This is a genomic window from Aquabacter cavernae (genome assembly GCF_003993795.1).
In the GTDB taxonomy this organism is placed as follows: Bacteria; Pseudomonadota; Alphaproteobacteria; order Rhizobiales; family Xanthobacteraceae; genus Aquabacter; species Aquabacter cavernae.
Genome location: NZ_RWKV01000003.1, coordinates 147,997 through 165,831, shown reverse-complemented (window position 1 = coordinate 165,831; position 17,835 = coordinate 147,997). Strand labels below are relative to the sequence as shown.

General features: G+C 67.4%; 16 protein-coding genes. 10 read left to right on the top strand and 6 right to left on the bottom strand.

Annotated features, from left to right (window positions below; translation table 11 throughout):
• Positions 1-59: 59 nt before the first annotated feature.
• Positions 60-3,722 (bottom strand): hydantoinase B/oxoprolinase family protein, encoded by a 3,663-nt coding sequence (locus tag EJJ38_RS02560; RefSeq protein ID WP_127088548.1) that lies wholly within the window; start codon positions 3,720-3,722, stop codon positions 60-62.
• Between the two features lie 330 nt (positions 3,723-4,052).
• Here EJJ38_RS02560 and EJJ38_RS02555 point away from each other — a divergent pair, with 330 nt between their 5' ends.
• From EJJ38_RS02555 to EJJ38_RS02520, 8 genes are all read left to right on the top strand, one after another.
• Positions 4,053-4,598 carry a TRAP transporter small permease gene (locus EJJ38_RS02555; RefSeq protein WP_127088547.1) on the top strand — a complete coding sequence of 182 codons (546 nt, stop codon included), beginning with the start codon at positions 4,053-4,055 and terminating at the stop codon, positions 4,596-4,598.
• 3 nt (positions 4,599-4,601) lie between these two features.
• Entirely contained in the window at positions 4,602-5,909 is a 1,308-nt protein-coding gene (locus tag EJJ38_RS02550; protein WP_127088546.1) for a TRAP transporter large permease, read from the top strand.
• A 43-nt stretch (positions 5,910-5,952) separates the two neighbouring features.
• Positions 5,953-6,930, top strand: a complete 978-nt coding sequence (locus tag EJJ38_RS02545; protein WP_127088545.1) for a TRAP transporter substrate-binding protein — start codon at positions 5,953-5,955, stop codon at positions 6,928-6,930.
• Positions 6,931-7,022: 92 nt separating this feature from the next.
• Complete coding sequence (locus tag EJJ38_RS02540) at positions 7,023-7,580, top strand: winged helix DNA-binding protein (RefSeq protein WP_127088544.1); 558 nt, start codon at positions 7,023-7,025, stop codon at positions 7,578-7,580.
• A gap of 114 nt (positions 7,581-7,694) precedes the next feature.
• Positions 7,695-8,810 carry an alpha/beta hydrolase family protein gene (locus EJJ38_RS02535; protein WP_127088543.1) on the top strand — a complete coding sequence of 372 codons (1,116 nt, stop codon included), beginning with the start codon at positions 7,695-7,697 and terminating at the stop codon, positions 8,808-8,810.
• A 188-nt stretch (positions 8,811-8,998) separates the two neighbouring features.
• On the top strand, positions 8,999-9,790 hold the full coding sequence (locus tag EJJ38_RS02530) for a helix-turn-helix domain-containing protein (protein WP_127088542.1): 792 nt from the start codon (positions 8,999-9,001) through the stop codon (positions 9,788-9,790).
• A complete protein-coding gene (locus tag EJJ38_RS02525; RefSeq protein ID WP_127088541.1) occupies positions 9,765-11,300 on the top strand; it encodes a GNAT family N-acetyltransferase in 1,536 nt (511 codons plus the stop codon). Before EJJ38_RS02530 ends, EJJ38_RS02525 begins: the two co-directional genes overlap by 26 nt.
• Entirely contained in the window at positions 11,297-11,839 is a 543-nt protein-coding gene (locus tag EJJ38_RS02520; protein WP_164738383.1) for an ATP-binding protein, read from the top strand. The genes EJJ38_RS02525 and EJJ38_RS02520 overlap by 4 nt, the downstream gene beginning before the upstream one ends.
• 14 nt (positions 11,840-11,853) lie before the next feature.
• On the opposite strand, the gene EJJ38_RS20240 is transcribed toward EJJ38_RS02520, so the two are convergent.
• From EJJ38_RS20240 to EJJ38_RS02490, 5 genes are all read right to left on the bottom strand, one after another.
• A complete protein-coding gene (locus EJJ38_RS20240; RefSeq protein ID WP_164738382.1) occupies positions 11,854-12,576 on the bottom strand; it encodes a thioesterase domain-containing protein in 723 nt (240 codons plus the stop codon).
• Between the two features lie 253 nt (positions 12,577-12,829).
• Positions 12,830-13,507: a LutC/YkgG family protein gene (locus tag EJJ38_RS02505; RefSeq protein WP_127088539.1), complete on the bottom strand. Its 678-nt coding sequence runs from the start codon at positions 13,505-13,507 to the stop codon at positions 12,830-12,832.
• Positions 13,504-14,949, bottom strand: a complete 1,446-nt coding sequence (locus tag EJJ38_RS02500; protein WP_127088538.1) for a LutB/LldF family L-lactate oxidation iron-sulfur protein — start codon at positions 14,947-14,949, stop codon at positions 13,504-13,506. Before EJJ38_RS02500 ends, EJJ38_RS02505 begins: the two co-directional genes overlap by 4 nt.
• Positions 14,946-15,731, bottom strand: a complete 786-nt coding sequence (locus EJJ38_RS02495; protein ID WP_127088537.1) for a (Fe-S)-binding protein — start codon at positions 15,729-15,731, stop codon at positions 14,946-14,948. The genes EJJ38_RS02500 and EJJ38_RS02495 overlap by 4 nt, the downstream gene beginning before the upstream one ends.
• A gap of 147 nt (positions 15,732-15,878) precedes the next feature.
• Positions 15,879-16,418: a L,D-transpeptidase family protein gene (locus EJJ38_RS02490; RefSeq protein WP_127088536.1), complete on the bottom strand. Its 540-nt coding sequence runs from the start codon at positions 16,416-16,418 to the stop codon at positions 15,879-15,881.
• A 113-nt stretch (positions 16,419-16,531) separates the two neighbouring features.
• Here EJJ38_RS02490 and EJJ38_RS02485 point away from each other — a divergent pair, with 113 nt between their 5' ends.
• Positions 16,532-17,218: a response regulator transcription factor gene (locus tag EJJ38_RS02485; protein WP_127088535.1), complete on the top strand. Its 687-nt coding sequence runs from the start codon at positions 16,532-16,534 to the stop codon at positions 17,216-17,218.
• A gap of 37 nt (positions 17,219-17,255) precedes the next feature.
• The gene (locus tag EJJ38_RS02480) at positions 17,256-17,741 is read left to right on the top strand and encodes a cyclic nucleotide-binding domain-containing protein (protein ID WP_164738381.1); all 486 of its coding nucleotides are present in this window, start codon (positions 17,256-17,258) and stop codon (positions 17,739-17,741) included.
• Positions 17,742-17,835: the final 94 nt, after the last annotated feature.

Here is a 17,835-nt window from a genome sequence, read left to right as displayed (position 1 = left end):
CAAAAAGAAAAACCCCGTTTGCAGCGCTCACGGGGTTTTTTCATTGGACCGCCCCGGCCTCACTCCGCCTTGCCGTAGCCCCCGCCCGTGGGGGTGATGACGATGACCGCCTCGCCGGGTTCCAGCACGGTCTGGGCGCAGCCCTCCATCTGCTCGAACGAGCCGTCATTGCGCCGCACGAAGCCCTCGCCCACCTGTCCGGGCTCGCCGCCTTCCAGGCCGAACGGACGCACCCGGCGATGGGAGGAGAGCAGCGCGCAATCCATCTTCTCCAGGAAGCGGATGCGCCGGTAGGTGCCTGCCCCCGCGCTCCAGCGCCCCTTGCCGCCGGAGCCCGGCCGCACATGGAAATCCTCCAGCAGAACCGGGAAGCGGGTTTCCAGAACCTCCGGGTCGGTCAGGCGGGAATTGGTCATGTGCACATGCACCGCATCCGTGCCGTCAAAGCCGGGCCCGGCGGGGGAGCCGGAGCAGATGGTCTCGTAATACTGCACCTCGTCATTGCCGAAGGTGAGGTTGTTCATGGTGCCCTGGGAGGCGCCCATGGCTTTCAGCGCACCGAACAGGCAGTTGGTGACGGCCTGCGAGGTCTCCACATTCCCCGCCACCACGGCGGCAGGATAGACGGGGGAGAGCATGCAGCCCTTGGGCACCACGATCTCGATGGGCCGCAGGCAGCCGGCATTCATGGGGATCTGGTCGTCCACCATGACGCGGAACACATAGAGCACCGCCGCGCGGGTGACGGGCTCGGGCGCGTTGAAATTGGTTTCCTGCTGGGGCGAGGTGCCCGTGAAGTCCACCTTGGCGGTGCGCGCCGCCTTGTCCACGGTGATCTTCACCTTGATCACCGTGCCCTGGTCCATCTCATAGCTGAAATCGCAATCCTCCAGCCGGTCGAGCACCCGGCGCACGCTCTCGTCCGCATTGTCCTGCACATGGCCCATATAGGCCGTGACAACGTCCAGCCCGAACAGGGCGATCATCTTCTTCAGCTCGCGCACGCCTTTCTCGTTGGCGGCGATCTGGGCCTTCAGGTCGGCGACGTTCTGCACGGGGTTGCGGGCGGGATATTGCGCGCCCAGCAGCAGGGCATTCAGCTCCGCCTCCCGGAAGCGGCCCTCATCCACCAGCTTGAGATTGTCGATATAGACGCCTTCCTCGTCGATGGTGGTGGCGCGCGGGCTCATGGAGCCGGGCGCGACGCCGCCCACATCCGCGTGGTGGCCGCGTGAGGCCACCCAGAAGAGCAATTCCCCGCCGTCTTCGTCGAACAGCGGCGTCACCACGGTGATATCCGGCAGATGGGTGCCGCCATTATAGGGCGCGTTCAGCGCGAACACGTCGCCGGGGCGGATGGCGCCCGCATTCTCGCGGATCACCGTCTCCACCGACTTGTCCATGGAGCCCAGATGCACCGGCATGTGAGGGGCATTGGCCACGAGCCGCCCCTCGGCATCGAACACGGCGCAGGAGAAGTCGAGGCGTTCCTTGATGTTCACCGAATAGGCGGTGTTCTGGAGCGTGACGCCCATCTGCTCGGCGATGGACATGAAGAGGTTGTTGAAGACCTCCAGCATCACCGGGTCCGCATGGGTGCCCACGGCCTCCGCGCGCTTCATCTGCTTGGCGCGCGAGAGCAGGAGATGGTCCTTCACGGTCATCTGCGCCCGCCAGCCCTCCTCCACCACCACGGTCTGGTTGGGCTCGATGACGATGGCCGGGCCTTCCAGCACCATGCCGGGCTTGAAGGCCGCGCGCAGCACCACGGGCGCCTCGTGCCAGGCGCCGCGCGCGAAGAAGCGCGTGGTGCGGCAGGCGTCGGGCACGCCCTCCGCCAGCGCATGGTCGGGCTCGGCAATGCCCGCCCCGCCGCCTGAGCCCTGCACTTCCAGGGCCTCCACCACGATCTGCTTCTCCGGGGAGACGAAGCCGAACTGGTTGCGGTGGCGGGCCTCGAACTCGGTCACCATGGCCGGAATGTCGGCGAGGCGAACGGGCAGTGCCGTGTCGGTGCCCTCATAGCGCAGATGCGCCTTCGCCTCGGTCTCGATGTCGGCGGCGGGCACACCCTGGCCCATCAGTTCGGCACTGGTTTCGCCCGCCATGGCATCGCGCAGGGCGTCGAGCGGGGACACGAGCGCCGCCTCCAGCCGCTCGCCCACGGCGCGGGTGCGAAGCGCACGCACGGCGGCAAGGCCCATCCCATAGGCCGAGAGCAGGCCGGAGAAGGGATGGATGTGCACCGTGCGCATGCCGAGCGCATCGGCCACAAGGCAGGCATGCTGCCCGCCCGCCCCGCCGAAGCAGGAGAGGGCATAGCGCGTCACGTCATAGCCGCGCTCCACGGAAATCTTCTTGATGGCGTTGGCCATGTTCTCGACCGCGATGGTGACGAAACCATCCGCCACCGCTTCCGGCTCGCGCCCGTCGCCGATCTCGGCGGCGAGCGCCGCGAACTTCGCCCGCACGGCATCGGCATCCAGCGGCTGGTCCTGGCCGGGGCCGAAGATCTTCGGGAAGAAGTCCGGGATCAGCTTGCCCAGCATCACATTGGCGTCGGTCACCGCCAGCGGCCCGCCACGGCGATAGCAGGCGGGGCCGGGATTGGCGCCCGCGCTGTCCGGGCCCACGCGGAACCGCGACCCGTCATAGTGCAGGATGGAGCCGCCGCCCGCCGCCACCGTGTGGATGCGCATCATGGGCGCGCGGATGCGCACGCCGGCAACCTCCGTGTCGAAGGCCCGCTCCAGTTCGCCGTCATAGTGGCACACGTCCGTGGAGGTGCCGCCCATGTCGAAGCCGATAATGCGGTCCAGCCCGGCGATGCGGCCGGTCTCGGACGCGCCCACCACGCCCCCGGCCGGGCCGGAGAGCAGCGCGTCCTTGCCCTGGAACAGGTCCGCCGCCGTGAGGCCGCCGGACGACATCATGAACATGAGCCGGATGGCCTCGGCCCCGTCCGACGCCTGCCCCGCGCCCAGCTCCTCGGCCACCTGCGCCACGTAGCGCCGCAGGATGGGCGAGAGATAGGCGTCCGCCACCGTGGTGTCGCCGCGCCCCACCAGCTTGATGAGGGGCGAGACCTCGTGGGAGACCGAGACCTGCGGGAAGCCCATGCTGCGGGCGAGCGCCGCCACCTGCTGCTCATGGGCGGGATAGCGATAGCCGTGCATGAAGGCGATGGCGACGGAACGGATGCCCGCCGCCTTGGCCTCCTCCAGCGCCGCGCGCACCGCATCGAGGTCGGGCGCGGTCTCCACGGCGCCATCCGCCCGCACCCGCTCGGTCACTTCCAGAACCTTCTCGAACAGCATGTCGGGAAGGACGATCTTCTTCGCGAAGATATGGGGGCGGGCCTGATAGCCGATGCGCAGCGCGTCACGGAAGCCCAGCGTGGTGACGAGCAAGGTGCGCTCGCCCTTGCGCTCCAGCAAGGCGTTGGTGGCCACCGTGGTGCCCATCTTCACAGCTGAGACGAGTCCCTCGGGGATAGGCACGCCCGCCTTCAGCCCCAGCAGGTCGCGGATGCCGTGCACGGCGGCGTCGCGATAGGCTTCCGGGTTCTCGGACAGGAGCTTGTGGGCGACGAGGCTGCCATCGGGCTTGCGCCCCACGATATCCGTGAAGGTGCCGCCGCGATCGATCCAGAACTCCCAAGCGCCCGGCCCGCTGTTCTCGCCCGCTCCGGTCCCGCGCGATTGCGCCGCTTCACCCGTCATGTGCGCCACCTTTGATCCGCCATTCCGTGGCCCGCTTCCTGCATGGAACCATGGCGCACGGACGAACTGCCCGGCCTGCCCCAAGGTGAGTGCGAACCATTCCTCAAAGAGAAGCCACGTCACAAACAAAACGTCAACAATTTGTTGACGAAACGGCGCAAGTACGCCAACGTGGTGTCAGAAAGAGCGTCGCCCCATTTTTGGGCACCGGCGCCGCCTTCAGAGGGGACCGATGATGAGCCTCACCCGCGCGACACGCGCCCGGGCGCCTGCGGCTTGCCGCACCGCCGCCCCCGTTTCCACCGCCTCCCTTTCCGGCGGAGGCGCCGCATGATCCGCCGCGCCCTCGATGGCCTCTACCTGGTGGCCGGCTGGCTGGCGGGCCTCTTCCTGCTCTCCATCTTCGTGCTGATGATGCTGCTTTCGGGCGGCCGTTTCGTCGGCCTCAACATTCCCGCCGGCGACGATTTCGTGGCCTGGTGCATGGCGGCCAGCGCCTTTCTCGGCCTCGCCCACACTTTCCGCTCGGGCGAGATGATCCGGGTGGGCCTCGTGATGGACAAGCTCTCCGGCACGCCCAAGCATGTCATGGAGATCATCTGCCTCATCGTCGGCTGCGGCTTCACCGGCTTCTTCGCCTGGAACGCCGTGAAGATGACCTACGATTCCTACCGCTTCGAGGACATGGCCCAGGGCGTGCTCGCAATCCCCCTCTGGATTCCCCAGCTCGGCTATAGCGGCGGCCTCGTCATCCTGCTCATCGCGTTCGTGGACGAGCTGGTCCACGTCGTGCTCGGCGGCGCGCCGCGCTACGAGAAGCCCCCGGCCACCACTGCCGAGGAAGTGGTGGAACGCGCCATGCAGAGCGGGATCTGAGCCATGGAACTCATCGAGATCTCCGCTCTCCTTCTGGTCCTGCTCGCCGTCCTTCTGGCCGCGGGCGTGTGGATCGCCATCGCCCTCCTGGCGGTGGGCTTCGTGGGCATGCATTTCGTGGGCGGGGGCATCCCCACCGGCTCGGTGCTCGCCACCACCATCTGGGGCAACTCCGCCTCCTGGACCCTCGCGGCGCTGCCGCTCTTCGTGTGGATGGGCGAAATCCTGTTCCGCACCCGCCTCTCGGAAGAGATGTTCAAGGGCCTCGCGCCCTGGCTCAACTGGCTGCCCGGCCGGCTGATGCATGTGAACGTGCTGGCCTGCGGCATCTTCGGCTCGGTGTCCGGCTCCTCCGCCGCCACCTGCGCCACCGTGGCCAAGATCGCTTTGCCCGAGCTGAAGAAGCGCGGCTATGACGAGAAGGTCTCGCTGGGCTCCCTCGCCGGGGCGGGCACGCTTGGCATCCTCATCCCGCCCTCCATCACCATGGTGGTCTATGCGGTGGCGGCGAACGTCTCCATCATCCAGGTGTTCCTGGCGGGCTTCCTGCCGGGGCTGCTCGTGATGGCGCTCTATTCGGGCTACATCACCGTCTGGTCCATGGCGAACCCCAAGAAGGACCCGCCGCCCGAGCCGTCCCTGTCGTTCCGCGAGAAGCTGCGGGAATCGGCGAACCTCGTGCCCATCACGCTGCTGATCCTGCTGGTGTTCGCCTCGCTGCTGTTCGGCTGGGCCACCGCCACCGAATGCGCCGCCTGGGGCGTCATGGGCTCGCTGCTCATCGCCTGGTGGCAGGGGGCGCTCTCCTGGCCGTCCTTCTGGGCGAGCGTGATGGGGGCGACGCGGCTCACCTGCATGATCATGTTCATCCTGGCGGGCGCGTCCTTCATGTCCACCGCCATGGCCTATACGGGCATCCCGGTGGCGCTGGCCCAGTGGGTGGACAATCTCCACCTCTCGCCCTACGCGCTCATCGCCGCGCTGACCGTCATGTACATCATCCTCGGCACGGCGCTGGACGGCCTCTCCATGATCGTGCTCACCACCTCGGTGGTGATCCCCATGATCAAGACCGCCGGCTTCGACCCGGTCTGGTTCGGCATCTTCCTGGTGCTGGTTGTGGAGATGGCGGAGGTTTCCCCGCCCGTGGGCTTCAACCTCTTCGTGCTCCAGACCATGTCGGGCAAGGATTCGAACACGGTGGCCCTCGCCGCGCTACCGTTCTTCTTCCTTCTCGTTGCGGCAGTTGCCATCATCACCGTGTTCCCGTCCATCGTGATGGTTCTGCCGGAGATGGCATTCGGCCGATAGCTTTCGACCTCCCCCCCCTGAACGACAACCAGAGGACGTAACAATGTCAGGCTTGAAGAGACTTCTAGGCTCCGCCCTGGTTCTGGGCACGCTCGCCGCCGGTCCCGCGGTCGCGCAGACCAAGTGGAACCTTCCGTCCGCCTATCCCACGGACAATTTCCACACCGAGAATATCGCGCAGTTCGCCAAGGAGGTGGAAACCCTCTCCGGCGGCAAGCTCGCCATCACGCTGCATCCCAATGCGGTGCTGTTCAAGGCGCCCGAGATCAAGCGCGCGGTCATGACCGGCCAGGCCCAGGCGGGCGAGGTCCTTATGTCCTTGCACGAGAACGAGGATCCGGTCTTCGGCGTGGACGTGGTGCCGTTCCTCGCCACCTCCCACGACCAGTCCAAGGCGCTCTATCTCGCCTCCAAGCCCGCGGTTGAAAAGAAGCTGGCCTCCCAAGGGCTTAAGCTGCTCTACACCGTGCCGTGGCCACCCCAGGGCCTGTTCTCCAAGACCGCCGTCACCAAGATCGAGGACCTGAAGGGCGCCAAGTGGCGCGCCTACAATGCCGGCACCTCGCGCATCGGCGAGGCGGTGGGGGCCCAGTCGGTCACCGTGCAGCAGGCGGAGCTTGCCCAGGCGCTGGCCACCGGCGTGGTAACAGCCCTGATCACGTCCGCTGCTACCGGTTATGACGTGAAAATCTGGGAGAGCATCCCCTATTTCTACGATATTCAGGCTTGGCTGCCGAAGAACATGGTGTTCGTGAGCCAGGCGGCGTTCGACGCCCTGGACAAGCCCACCCAGGACGCCGTGCTGAAGGCCGCCGCCGCCGCCGAGACCCGCGGCTGGCAGTCCTCCATCGACAAGACCAAGTGGTACATGGAGCAGCTCAGCGCCAAGGGCATGAAGGTGGAGCAGCCCACCCCCGAGCTGAAGGCCGGCTTCGAGACCGTGGGCAAGCAGCTTTCCGCCGACTGGCTCAAGAAGGCCGGCCCCACCGGCGAGCAGATCCTCGGCGCCTACAGCAAGTAAGCCCAGCTCCGCCGGGCGCCCGCGCCCGGCCTGTCTTCCGAGCCCGCCCGCGCGGTTCAGCCGCGCGGGCCTTTCAGACGAGTGTCGCCGCCATGACCAAGCCCTCCGCCGCCCGCGATGACGCCCCGCCCGCCGCCCCGGCGAAGCCGGTGGGCTCCATCGTCTCCTCGGCCCATCTCGCCGACGGCGCGCTTCCCGCGCTGTCCGAGCTGGAATTCGGCCTCAACATGATCGGCCACGCCTATCACCGCTGGATGATCCGCTGCATGGCGGCCGCCGGGGTGCCGGACCTTTCGGCCCTGGACGTGCTGGTGCTGCACCATGTGGTGCACCGCCAGCGCCCCAAGACCATTGCCGACCTCTGCCTCGTGCTGGATGTGGAGGACACCCACCTCATCACCTATGCCGCCAAGAAGCTCCAGGCGCTGGGCCTCGTGAGCGCGGGACGGCGCGGCAAGGAGAAGACGCTGACCGTCACCGAGGCGGGCCGGGCCGCCTGCGCGCGCTATCGCGAGGTGCGCGAGGCCCTGCTGACCCAGGCCGTGGTGGGCACGGGCATCGCGCCCGAGCGCCTTTCCGAGGTGGCGGCGGTGCTCCGCACCCTGTCCGGCCATTACGACCAGGCCGCCCGCGCCGCCGCGAGCCTGTAAGGACAGCGGCAGGGCGGAGGCGCGGTCCCGCGCCGCACCGTCCCATCCGCCCCATGACAGGGGCGCCGTCCCGCGTTTATCCTTCCGCGTGCAGCAGGATCCGGATGCGCGCGGATGTGGTTGGACACGCAGATCTCGTTCCAGGAGGGCCCCGCCCCCGGCCTCAGGGGGCTGGCCTTCCGTGACTTCGGCCTGCGCCGCGCGCACCTGGGCGGGGAGACGATCCCCGTCGCGGAGGACATTGCCGGCCACCTGCCCTATGCGCAGATGCGCCGCTTCCGCCGGGCCGGATCGGACCGGCGGGTGCTGGTGGTGGCGCCGCTGTCCGGCGGCTTCCCCCTTCTGATGCGCGATCTCGCGGCGGGCCTACTGCGCCATGCGGGCGAGGTTGATGTCACCGACTGGCCCGACCCGCGCCATGTCCCGGCGGATATCCCCTTCGATTTCGAGGCGAATTGCCTGGAAACCGCCCGCATGATGCGCGCGCTCGGCCGCGACGCTCATGTGGTGGGCGTGTGCCAGGGCGTCATTCCCGCGCTCAGCGCCGCGCTCCTGCTGGCGGCGGAAGGCGAGGCGCCCGCCAGCCTCACCTTGCTGGGCGGCCCCGTGGACCCGGCGCGCAACCCCACCCATCTGGACCACCTGCTCACCGACCAGCCCCTCTCCACCTTCGAGCGGCTGATGGAGCCCGTGCCGCCGCCCTTCGCCGGCGCCGGGCGACGGGTTTTCCCCCGCCGCCGCCAGATGCAGGCCTTCGCCCTCTATCTCTGGCGCCAGGGCCTCACCGGCGGCGAGCTGCCGTCCATGATGATGGCCGACAGCGGGGACGACCCGCTCCTCTTCCCGCTCTCCCGCCTGTGCTGGGACATGATGGACCTGCCCGCCGAATTCTTCCTGGGCAATGTGGATCAGGTGTTCCAACGCCGCGCGCTCGCCTGCGGCACGCTGGATATCGCCGGACGACGGCTCCACCCGGACGCCCTCACCGACTGCGCCCTGCTCACCGGCGAAGCGGAACGCGACGACATCTCCGCCCCTGGCCAGACCCGCGCGGCCCATGATCTCTGCCGCGCCATCCCCAAGGGCCTGTCCCGGCACCTCCTGGTGCCGAAGGCCGGACACTTCTCGCTCTTCTACGGCCAGACCATGCGCGACTATGTGCTCCCCGCCATCGCGAAGCTGATGGCGGCGGCGGAGGAGCGGCGGGGGGATGGGGGCTCCCCTCTGTAGCCTAATCCAGTGCGCCTTAGTTCACTGATGCATTAGAGCGTTCGCCAGAGCGGTGTCCCGTTCTGCCGTAGGCGACATCCAGTGTGGTCCACGCTGATGCCCATCGCCGTCCTCCCGACCTTCGTTCGGTTATGGTTGGCGGCGATATGCCTTCCGCGTAATATGGATTCTCGAAGGATGAGTTAGTGATGAAGCTCGAAGGCAAGGTGTTCGAAGCACGTCTGGATGCGCCGTCGCGGAGCGACGAACATATCGGCGCCCGCCTGCGCGAGATCCGAAAGCTCGCGGGGATAACTCAGGCCGACCTCGCCGCCCGGCTTAACATCGGCCAGGCTGCCTTGTCCCGCGTCGAGGGCCGCAAGGACATCCTGGTCTCGACCCTACGCGATTATCTCGCCGCCCTCGGTGCCACCTTGCGGATTGACGCCCAGTTCAGTGACGCGGCTGCACTGGTTACAAGCATGCGCGAGGCGACCTTCCAATTCGATGCTGTCGACGAGAACCAGTTGCTTCTGCCAATCATCGGCGAGGCTACCTATCCATCGCGCCGGGACGTGGTGTTCAGCATTAAGCCTGAATATTGCGACGCGATCATCGAAGGCCGCAAGACCATTGAGCTGCGCCGCCGATTTCCCTCAACCGCGCCAGTTGGAGCCACCGCGTTCATTTACGCCACCAGCCCGACCCGCGCTCTGCTCGGTCTGGCTGAGATCGGAGAGGTGCACTGCCGTGCGCCGCGCGACATCTGGGACAGCTTCTCCGATCGCGCCTGCATCGCGCGAGAGGACTTTGATCGTTACTTCGATGGCGTTGACAGCGGCGTCGCCATCGAACTCAAGCATGCCCGGCGTCTGCGCCGCCCGCTCGACCTGAGCGAGTTGCGCGAGCGGTTTAGTTTCGAGCCTCCGCAGTCCTACCTCTACGCGACACCCAAGATGCGGGAAGCGCTGCATTATGAGTGCTCCGAAATACCTCATTGATACGAACGTATTCATCGGCCTTGAGGATCACGCCGAGGTCGTACCCGTCTTCGCTGCCCTTCAACAGGAAGCGGCACGGTATGGCATAGGCATCTGCGTCCACGCGGCATCCGTGGACGACATCCAACGCGACAAGGACGCCGCCCGCCGCCGCGTCTCGCTGAGCAAGATTAAGAAGTTCCCGGTCATCGCCAGGGTGATCGGTCTCGACAATGCGACCCTCGAAGCGCGTTACGGCGTGCTGCGCAAACCCAACGACATTGTCGACGCCACTCTGCTGCACGCCCTGGATATTGGGGTGGTAGACTTCCTGGTTACTCAGGACCAGGGTCTGCACGATCGGGCGCTCCGAGCCTCAGCGGCCTTGGCCAGCCGAGTGCTGCACGTCGCCGACGCCGTCTCCCTGCTGCGCAGCACCTATGCGACTATCAACGTCAACCTCCCGGCGGTGCGGGAGGTTGACGCCCACACCATCCCCATCAATGACCCGATTTTCGCGACCTTGCGCGCCGATTATCCGCCGTTCGACGCTTGGTGGCGCGACAAGTGCGTCCGGCCGATGCGGAAGTGCTGGGTAGTGTTGGACGACGGCCGCATCGCCGGCCTTGTTGTGCGTAAGGACGAAGGGCCGGGTGACACCGACGCCCGCCTACTGGGAGGCAAGATTCTCAAGGTCTGTACCTTTAAGGTTCGCCCCGAGAGCCGTGGAGTGAAACTTGGGGAACTCCTGCTGAAACAGGTACTTTGGTATGCGCAGTCAAATAAGCACGACGTTGTTTATCTGACGACCTACTCCGGCCAGACGACCTTGATCGGCCTTCTCGAATACTATGGATTCGTCCACACCTACGATAAACCCAATGGCGAGCGGGTTTATGAGAAGGCCTTACCGCGCGAGCGGCTGGAGGTTACGGACGGCGAATCGCTGTTTGACCTCGCTCGGCGGAACTACCCACGGTTCGCCGCCGGCGCGGGCGTCGAGGCCTACGCCATTCCTATCAAGGAAGATTTCCACCGGGTGCTTTTCCCGGAGTTGTTCGAACAGCCGCAGATGACCTTGTTCCCGACCTCAGCCGATGTCGGTCTTCACCGGCCGGGTAACACCATCCGCAAGGTCTACCTCTGTCGGGCTCAGGCCTGGATCGCGCAACCCGGTGCTCTGCTGTTCTTTTATAAAGGTAAAGCGGTACTTCCGCCGTCACAGGCAATCACCACCGTCGGCGTATTCGAGGAGATGACCTTGGCGCATTCTACTGAGGAATTGCGGCGACTGGCCGGGGGGCGGTCGGTCTATACCGACTCCCAGTTGACAGGTATGGACGCCTCCGCCGAGCGGCCGGTGAAGATCATCAACTTCCTCCTCGCCGGGCATTTCGAGCCGCCAGTCGGACTGGAAGCGCTCAAGCGCGACAATGTGTTCGCCGGACACCCACCGCAGTCAATCAAACACCTTGAGCCCGACCAACTGGCGTCGGTGCTCAAACAGGTCGATCTAGGATTCGCAGTGTGAAGCGCCGGATAGCATTGCTTGGCCTCTCGGGCGTTGGTAAATCGACACTCATCAGCCGGGTCGCGGTGCACACACCGCTAGTCCACCTACAGGCCAGCAGCCTGATTAAGGCTGAGCAGCAACATCGCGCCCAAACGCCTGACTCCTCCGAGGCCCTCCGCACCGGACCAGTGCTCGATAACCAGGCCCTTATGATCGCAGCCTTCGAACGGCTGACCCGGACGACCACCCTGCCGGTCGTGTTTGACGGGCACAGCCTCATAGACGGCCGCGATGGCCTGCTCGAAATACCCAGCACGGTGTTTGCCGCCCTGAGCCTAGACGCCATCGCTTTCCTGACCGCCGATCCCGCCGCCATCTTCGAGCGCCGTCGTCTCGACGACGGACGCGAACGCCCGACACGAGACTCGGCGACCCTCGCGCTGCACCAGAGCCTCGCCGAGTCCGCCGCACGGCGGATCGCCGCTGACATCGGCCGGCCGTTTCATCTGCTCGATGGCGATCCGACGGGACGCCTCGCTTCGCTACTCGCGGATTAGAGTGCCAAATACCCTCACCGCACCGCAGGCTGGGAGACGGCCTGGACGGCGGCGCTGCTGTCCGGCGCGGCGGCGGTCGGGGTGGCGGTCGGCGCGGAGACCGAGGGGGCCGGCGCGGGCGCCGGGGGGCGGGGGCGGCGGGTCACCGCCATCACGTCCTTGATCACGTCCGCATGGAGCGTGTCGGCCTTCTCGATGTTGAAATGGTCGATATTGCCGACGCTGTCCAGGTTGCGGTTGATCAGCGTGCCCTTGAAGCCGCGCGTGGCCACGAGGCGCTTACCGAAGCCGTTGTTGGACTGGTAGTAATTGATGAACCGGCCGCCGCTGGCACCCACTTCGGTGACGCCCACGGGATCGAAGGTGATGACGAGGCGCGGCGCGATGCCCAGGCTCGTCATGCGCTCGGCCATCTCCACGGCGGCGTCCGCGCCCAGCGAATGGCCGATGATGACCACGGGCGCCTTGTTGCGCGCCTTGGACCAGGCCACCGCGTCATCCGCCAGCGCCGGCCATTGGCCATATTCGAACACCTGGGCGTCGATGCCCCGCTGCTGCAGCTTCGCCGCCAGCGTGTCCATGCCATAGGAGAAGATGTTGGCGAGGCCCCGCATCAGGTAGACCTTGCCGATATAGGGGGACGAGGTCCTGCTTTGGGCGTGGGCGGTCTGAAATGGCGCACACAGAAGAACCAACGCTCCGAGGAGCACCCACACGAACCGAACACCAGCCGTCATGATCTCACCGCCCGTTTCCTGTCCTCTTCTGCCCAACATCGGGTGAGGCGGCAACATATGGGCGGGCGGATGGTTGCGGCCTGTGCGCCACCCCACGGCGGTTTTTGCGGGGGCGTTGCGCCGTTGCATCACCCGGGCGGTAAAGCCCCTTATCCCAACGGCCCCGGCCCTTGCCCGGTGCCGCCTGGGTTTCGCGCAAGCGCCGCGCGGGCTTGACCAAAGGCCCGCAGGGCAAGCGCACCGGCCTTTGGCGTCAGAGCGCGCCCACCAGCAGCACATGGAGGCTGCGCGGACCATGGGCGCCCAGAAGCAAGGTCTGCTCGATATCCGCCGAGCGGGAGGGGCCGGTGATCCAGTTGACGGTGCGCGGCAGGAGGCCCGCCCCGTAGGTGGCGCGCAGGCGATCCCACACCGCTTCGTAATTGCCGGTGATCTCCTCCGCCCGCACCACGATGAGGTGATGGTCCGGCAGCAGGTTCAGGGTGGACGGGTTGTCCGGCCCGGAGACCATCACCAGCGTGCCGGATTCCGCGATGCCCGCGAAGGCATGGGAGAGGCCGGCAAGCTGGCGCCCGTCGGACGGCCCCACCCACACGTCGAGGGTGGGCTCCCGGCTCCAGGGCAGATCGGCGAGGCGCGGGTCCTGCCCGCGCAGGATGGACAGAGGCAGGTTGCGCCCGCGCAGATAGGCGGCCACCGCCGCCGGCACGGAAGCCGCGTCCGGCAGATGGTCCACGCTGCCCGCGGCGGCCACCACCATCTGCTTGAACAGGGCGATCTGGCCGGCGGCCGGCAAATCGGCGCGCGCGGGCACGATGCCGCGCGGATGGCCGGCGATGCGATCCGCCACTTCCTGGCGGCGCGGCGCCTCCTGGCCGGACACGCCGAGCGCGCGGCGCACGGAGCCGAGCACGGTCTCACGGGAACTCATGACACCCTCCCGGTGCGGCGCGCGGCCTTGCGGGCCTGCCATTGCGCCTGGAAGGTGCCGCCTTCCGGCGCGGGGAAATCGCGCACCTTGGTCCAGCCGCCCGCCAGAGGCAGCGACGTGAAGCGGCCCTTGGCCTTTCCGGCCAGCGCCAGCAGGCGCATGGCGAGGTCCGTGGCGGGCCGATAAAGCCAGCCGCGCCGGGCGACGAACGACCACACGCCCAGCCCGTAGCGCACGGGCGCGGGGGTGAGGTGGCGCTCGAACTCCTTCTCGCGCCAATGCCGCATGAGCTTGGGCAGCGGAATGCGCACCGGGCACACCTCCTCGCACCGTCCGCAGAAGGTGGAGGCGTTGGGCAAATTGGCGCCCTTCTCGATGCCGATGATGGACGGGGTGAGCACGGCGCCCATGGGGCCGGGATAGACCCAGCCATACGCATGGCCGCCCACCGCGTGATAGACTGGGCAATGGTTCATGCAGGCGCCGCAGCGGATGCAGCGGAGCATCTCGCGCAATTGCCCCGCCAGCATGCCGGAGCGGCCGTTATCGAGAATGACCACGTGGTATTCGCCCGGCCCGTCCAGGTCCTCCGGGCGGCGCGGGCCGGTGGAGAAGGTGGTGTAGACGCTCATCTCCTGGCCCGTGGCCGAGCGGGCGAGCACCCGCAGGAGCTGGCTCACATCCTCCAGGGTCGGCACCAGCTTCTCCAGCGAGGCCAGCACGATGTGCGCCTTGGGCAAGGTCTGGGTGAGGTCGCCATTGCCCTCATTGGTGACGATGATGGAGGTGCCGGTCTCCGCCACCAGGAAATTGGCGCCGGTGATGCCCACGTCCGCCGCCAGGAATTTCGCGCGCAGTTCGCCCCGCGCCTCGGCCAAAAGCGCGGTGGGCTCGGTGAGGTTGCGCTCGGGCGGCAAATGGGTGTGCACGCGGCGGAAGTCCGCCTCCACCTGCTCCTTGTTGAGGTGGATGGCGGGGGCGATGATGTGGGAGGGCGCCTCGCCGCGGATCTGGATCAGATATTCGCCGAGGTCCGTCTCCACCGGCTCGATGCCGTTGGCCGCCAGATGGTCGTTGAGCCCGATCTCCTCGGAGACCATGCTCTTGCCCTTGGTGACGGTCTTCGCGCCAAGATCCCGGCAGATGCGGGTGACGATGTCCCGCGCCTCCGCGGCGTCCACGGCGAAATGCACATGGCCGCCCGCCGCCGTCACCTTCTCCTCGAAGCGCTCCAGATAGAGATCGAGATGGGCGAGGGTGTGGTTCTTGATGTCGCGCGCGGAATCCCGCAGCGCGTCGAATTCCGGCAGCAGGTCGCGCGCCGCCGCGCGGCGGCCGATGAAGCCGGGGCCGACCTTGGCGAGCGCAGCCTGGAGCGGCGCATCCGCCAGCGCCTGCTTGGCATTGTCCTTGAAGCGCGGAGAGGTGATCTGGACGCTCATGAGCCCGCCTTCCGCGCGACGCCGATGGCGGGTTCGCCGCCCTGGCCCGCCAGCACTTCGGCCACATGGCGCACCGCCACGGTCTTGCCCATGCGCTGGAGCTTGCCCGCCATGTTCATGAGGCAGCCGAGATCGCCCGCCACCAGCGTGTCCGCGCCGCTGGCGAGGATATTGACGGCCTTCTTTTCCACGATGGCGCCGGACACGTCGGGATATTTCACGCAGAAGGTGCCGCCGAAGCCGCAGCACACATCGCTGTCCGCCATCTCGGCCAGCTCCAGCCCCTCCACGGAGGCGAGCAGCTTGCGCGGCTGGCCCTTCACGCCCAGCTCCCGCAGGCCCGAGCAGCTGTCGTGATAGGTGACCGTGCCCTCATAGGCGGCGGCGACGCTGGTCATGCCGCGCACATCCACCAGGAAGGACATCAGCTCGAACACCTTGGCGCAGAAGCGCTCCACGCGCGGCATCCAGTCCGGCTCGCCCACGAACAGCTCGGGATAATGCGCCTTGATCATGCCCGCGCAGGAGCCGGAGGGCACCACCACATAGTCGAACGTCTCGAAGGCGGCGATGGTCTGCTCGGCCAAAGCGCGGGTGGTGGCGCGGTCGCCGGAATTGAAGGCCGGCTGGCCGCAGCAGGTCTGGCGCGGCACGTCCACCTCGCAGCCCGCCGCCTCGATGAGCGTGGCGGCGGCGAAGCCGACGCTGGGGCGCATGGTGTCCACGAGGCAGGTGGCGAACAGGCCCACGAGGGGCGGCCGCTGAGCGGAAGGTGATGGCATCTTCGGACGTCGTTCTTGTTGGCTTGGGTCTTGGTGGCTTCCCGGCGCGGAGCCTTGCATGGCGGGGCGGCGAAACCGGCCCCGCCCCGTCCGCGAGCTATACCATGGAGCCGTTCAAAAGAAACGCGGGCGGCTTACGGTTGTCTCTCACCCAGCGATATGAACCCGCGTGCCGGGCCGCAACCGTGCGACGAGGCGGCGCAGTTCCGGGAGGGGAAGCGCGACGCACCCTTCCGTGGGCGTGAGGCCGGGACGGGCCACATGGATGAACACCGCCGAGCCCCGCCCCTTCACGCGCGGACGGGCATTGTGGTCGATGACGATGACGAGGTCGTAGAGCCCGTCGTCCCGGCGCAGGCGCTCATGGCTCGGCCCGAACGGCAGGCGCACTTGGCGATTGTAGCGCCGGTCGGCGGGGTCGTCGCACCAGCCGTCCTCCCGCCCGATGGGGCGGGCGGGCAGGCGCGTGACGGGGCGCGGGCCGTGGTCGGGGCGGTAGAGCAGGCGCACAACGCGCCAGGTTCCGGCGGGCGTGCGCCCGTCGCCCTCGCGCTTGTCGAAATGGATACCGGATCGCCCCAGCGCCACCGGAAAGGCCCGTCCGCCGAAGGTCAACAGGCCCCGATGAGGGGCGCCCGGCAGGCGGCGGACCCTCAGAAGACCGATCCCCACAGAAGTTTGACCCATCGCACCTCACAAAAATACCGCCGGGGCGTGAATTTCTTGAAGAAATTTGCACCATTGGCCTGCCATGCTGTACTTGCGCGATTCGCCTGTCCGCAAGGGCGACGGAGGATTCGATGACCAATGCGTGGAAAATCCTGGTGGTCGAGGACGACCCGGAGCTGCGCGAGGCGTTGGTCGAGCAACTCGCGCTCCAGGACGAGTTCGAGCCGGTGCCGGTCGGCAGTGCCTCCGAGGCCATAGAGAACGCGAAGAACGGCGCCATCGATCTCGTGATCATGGATGTCGGCCTTCCCGATATGGACGGCCGCGACGGCGTGCGCCAGATGCGCGCCAACGGCTTCAAGGCGCCCATCATCATGCTGACCGCACATGACACGGACAGCGACACGATCCTGGGCCTGGAAGCGGGCGCCAACGATTATGTGGTGAAGCCGTTCCGCTTCGCGGTGCTGCTGGCGCGCCTTCGGGCGCAGATGCGCAGCCACGAGGCGAGCGAGGACGCGGTGTTCGCCATCGGCCCCTACAGCTTCCGCCCCGGCGCGAAGCTGCTGGTCACCGATCGCGGCTCCAAGATCCGGCTCACCGAGAAGGAAACCGCGATCCTGCGTTATCTCTACCGGGCCGGGAAAACACCCGTGGCCCGCGAGACGCTGCTGCAGGAAGTGTGGGGCTACAATTCCGGCGTGACCACCCACACGCTGGAAACCCACATCTACCGCCTGCGCCAGAAGATCGAGCCGGACCCGTCCGCGCCCACGCTGCTGGCCACCCAGGCCGGCGGCTACAAGCTCGTCCCATGACCGGCCCAAGCATCACCGCCGGGGGAGGCCATCCATCGTGAGCGTCGAGCAGGCGGCGGCGGTTCTGGCTGAGGTGCCCACCTTCGAGGGGCTCCCCGCCGAGGCGCTGCGCAGCCTCGCCGTCAGCGGCGAGGAAGTGGCGCTCAAGGCGGGCGAAACCCTGTTCCGCGCCGGAGAGGCGGCCGATGGCGCCTATGTGATCCTGTCCGGGCGGCTGGAACTGATGTCGGAACAGGCGGGACGGCGGCAGCGGCTGTGCGAGCTGCTGCCCGGCGCGCTCGCCGGCGAGCGCGCGCTGCTCATCGCCACCACGCACCCCGCCACGGCCCGCGCGCTGGCCGCCTCCCGCGTGCTGCGCATTCCCCGCCCGCTCTTCCTGCGGCTGCTGGAGGGCTTCCCGGAGGCCGCTGCCGCGCTGCAGGCGCTGTTCGGCGCACGGGTGCAGGACACGCTCGCGGCCCTGGAGACGGTGCGGGCGGAGAAGCTGGACACGCCCCTCCCCTCCCGCGCCCGCAAGCGCTGAACCCACGGGCGGAAAACGCTCGGCCGGGGCTTTAGAGCGTTTCAGTGTTTGCTGGAAGCACGGATCAGCCGTTACGGGCGCACCGTTGCTCCCT

Bases quoted from the DNA above. Each gene is read 5' to 3' on its own strand.
- EJJ38_RS02545 (WP_127088545.1), top strand. From the start codon at position 5,953: ATGTCAGGCTTGAAGAGACTTCTAGGCTCCGCCCTGGTTCTGGGCACG.
- EJJ38_RS02560 (WP_127088548.1), bottom strand. From the start codon at position 3,722: ATGACGGGTGAAGCGGCGCAATCGCGCGGGACCGGAGCGGGCGAGAAC.
- EJJ38_RS02550 (WP_127088546.1), top strand. From the start codon at position 4,602: ATGGAACTCATCGAGATCTCCGCTCTCCTTCTGGTCCTGCTCGCCGTC.
- EJJ38_RS02540 (WP_127088544.1), top strand. From the start codon at position 7,023: ATGACCAAGCCCTCCGCCGCCCGCGATGACGCCCCGCCCGCCGCCCCG.
- EJJ38_RS02490 (WP_127088536.1), bottom strand. From the start codon at position 16,418: ATGGGTCAAACTTCTGTGGGGATCGGTCTTCTGAGGGTCCGCCGCCTG.
- EJJ38_RS02535 (WP_127088543.1), top strand. From the start codon at position 7,695: ATGTGGTTGGACACGCAGATCTCGTTCCAGGAGGGCCCCGCCCCCGGC.
- EJJ38_RS02555 (WP_127088547.1), top strand. From the start codon at position 4,053: ATGATCCGCCGCGCCCTCGATGGCCTCTACCTGGTGGCCGGCTGGCTG.
- EJJ38_RS02530 (WP_127088542.1), top strand. From the start codon at position 8,999: ATGAAGCTCGAAGGCAAGGTGTTCGAAGCACGTCTGGATGCGCCGTCG.
- EJJ38_RS02495 (WP_127088537.1), bottom strand. From the start codon at position 15,731: ATGCCATCACCTTCCGCTCAGCGGCCGCCCCTCGTGGGCCTGTTCGCC.
- EJJ38_RS20240 (WP_164738382.1), bottom strand. From the start codon at position 12,576: ATGACGGCTGGTGTTCGGTTCGTGTGGGTGCTCCTCGGAGCGTTGGTT.
- EJJ38_RS02485 (WP_127088535.1), top strand. From the start codon at position 16,532: ATGACCAATGCGTGGAAAATCCTGGTGGTCGAGGACGACCCGGAGCTG.
- EJJ38_RS02525 (WP_127088541.1), top strand. From the start codon at position 9,765: ATGAGTGCTCCGAAATACCTCATTGATACGAACGTATTCATCGGCCTT.
- EJJ38_RS02500 (WP_127088538.1), bottom strand. From the start codon at position 14,949: ATGAGCGTCCAGATCACCTCTCCGCGCTTCAAGGACAATGCCAAGCAG.
- EJJ38_RS02505 (WP_127088539.1), bottom strand. From the start codon at position 13,507: ATGAGTTCCCGTGAGACCGTGCTCGGCTCCGTGCGCCGCGCGCTCGGC.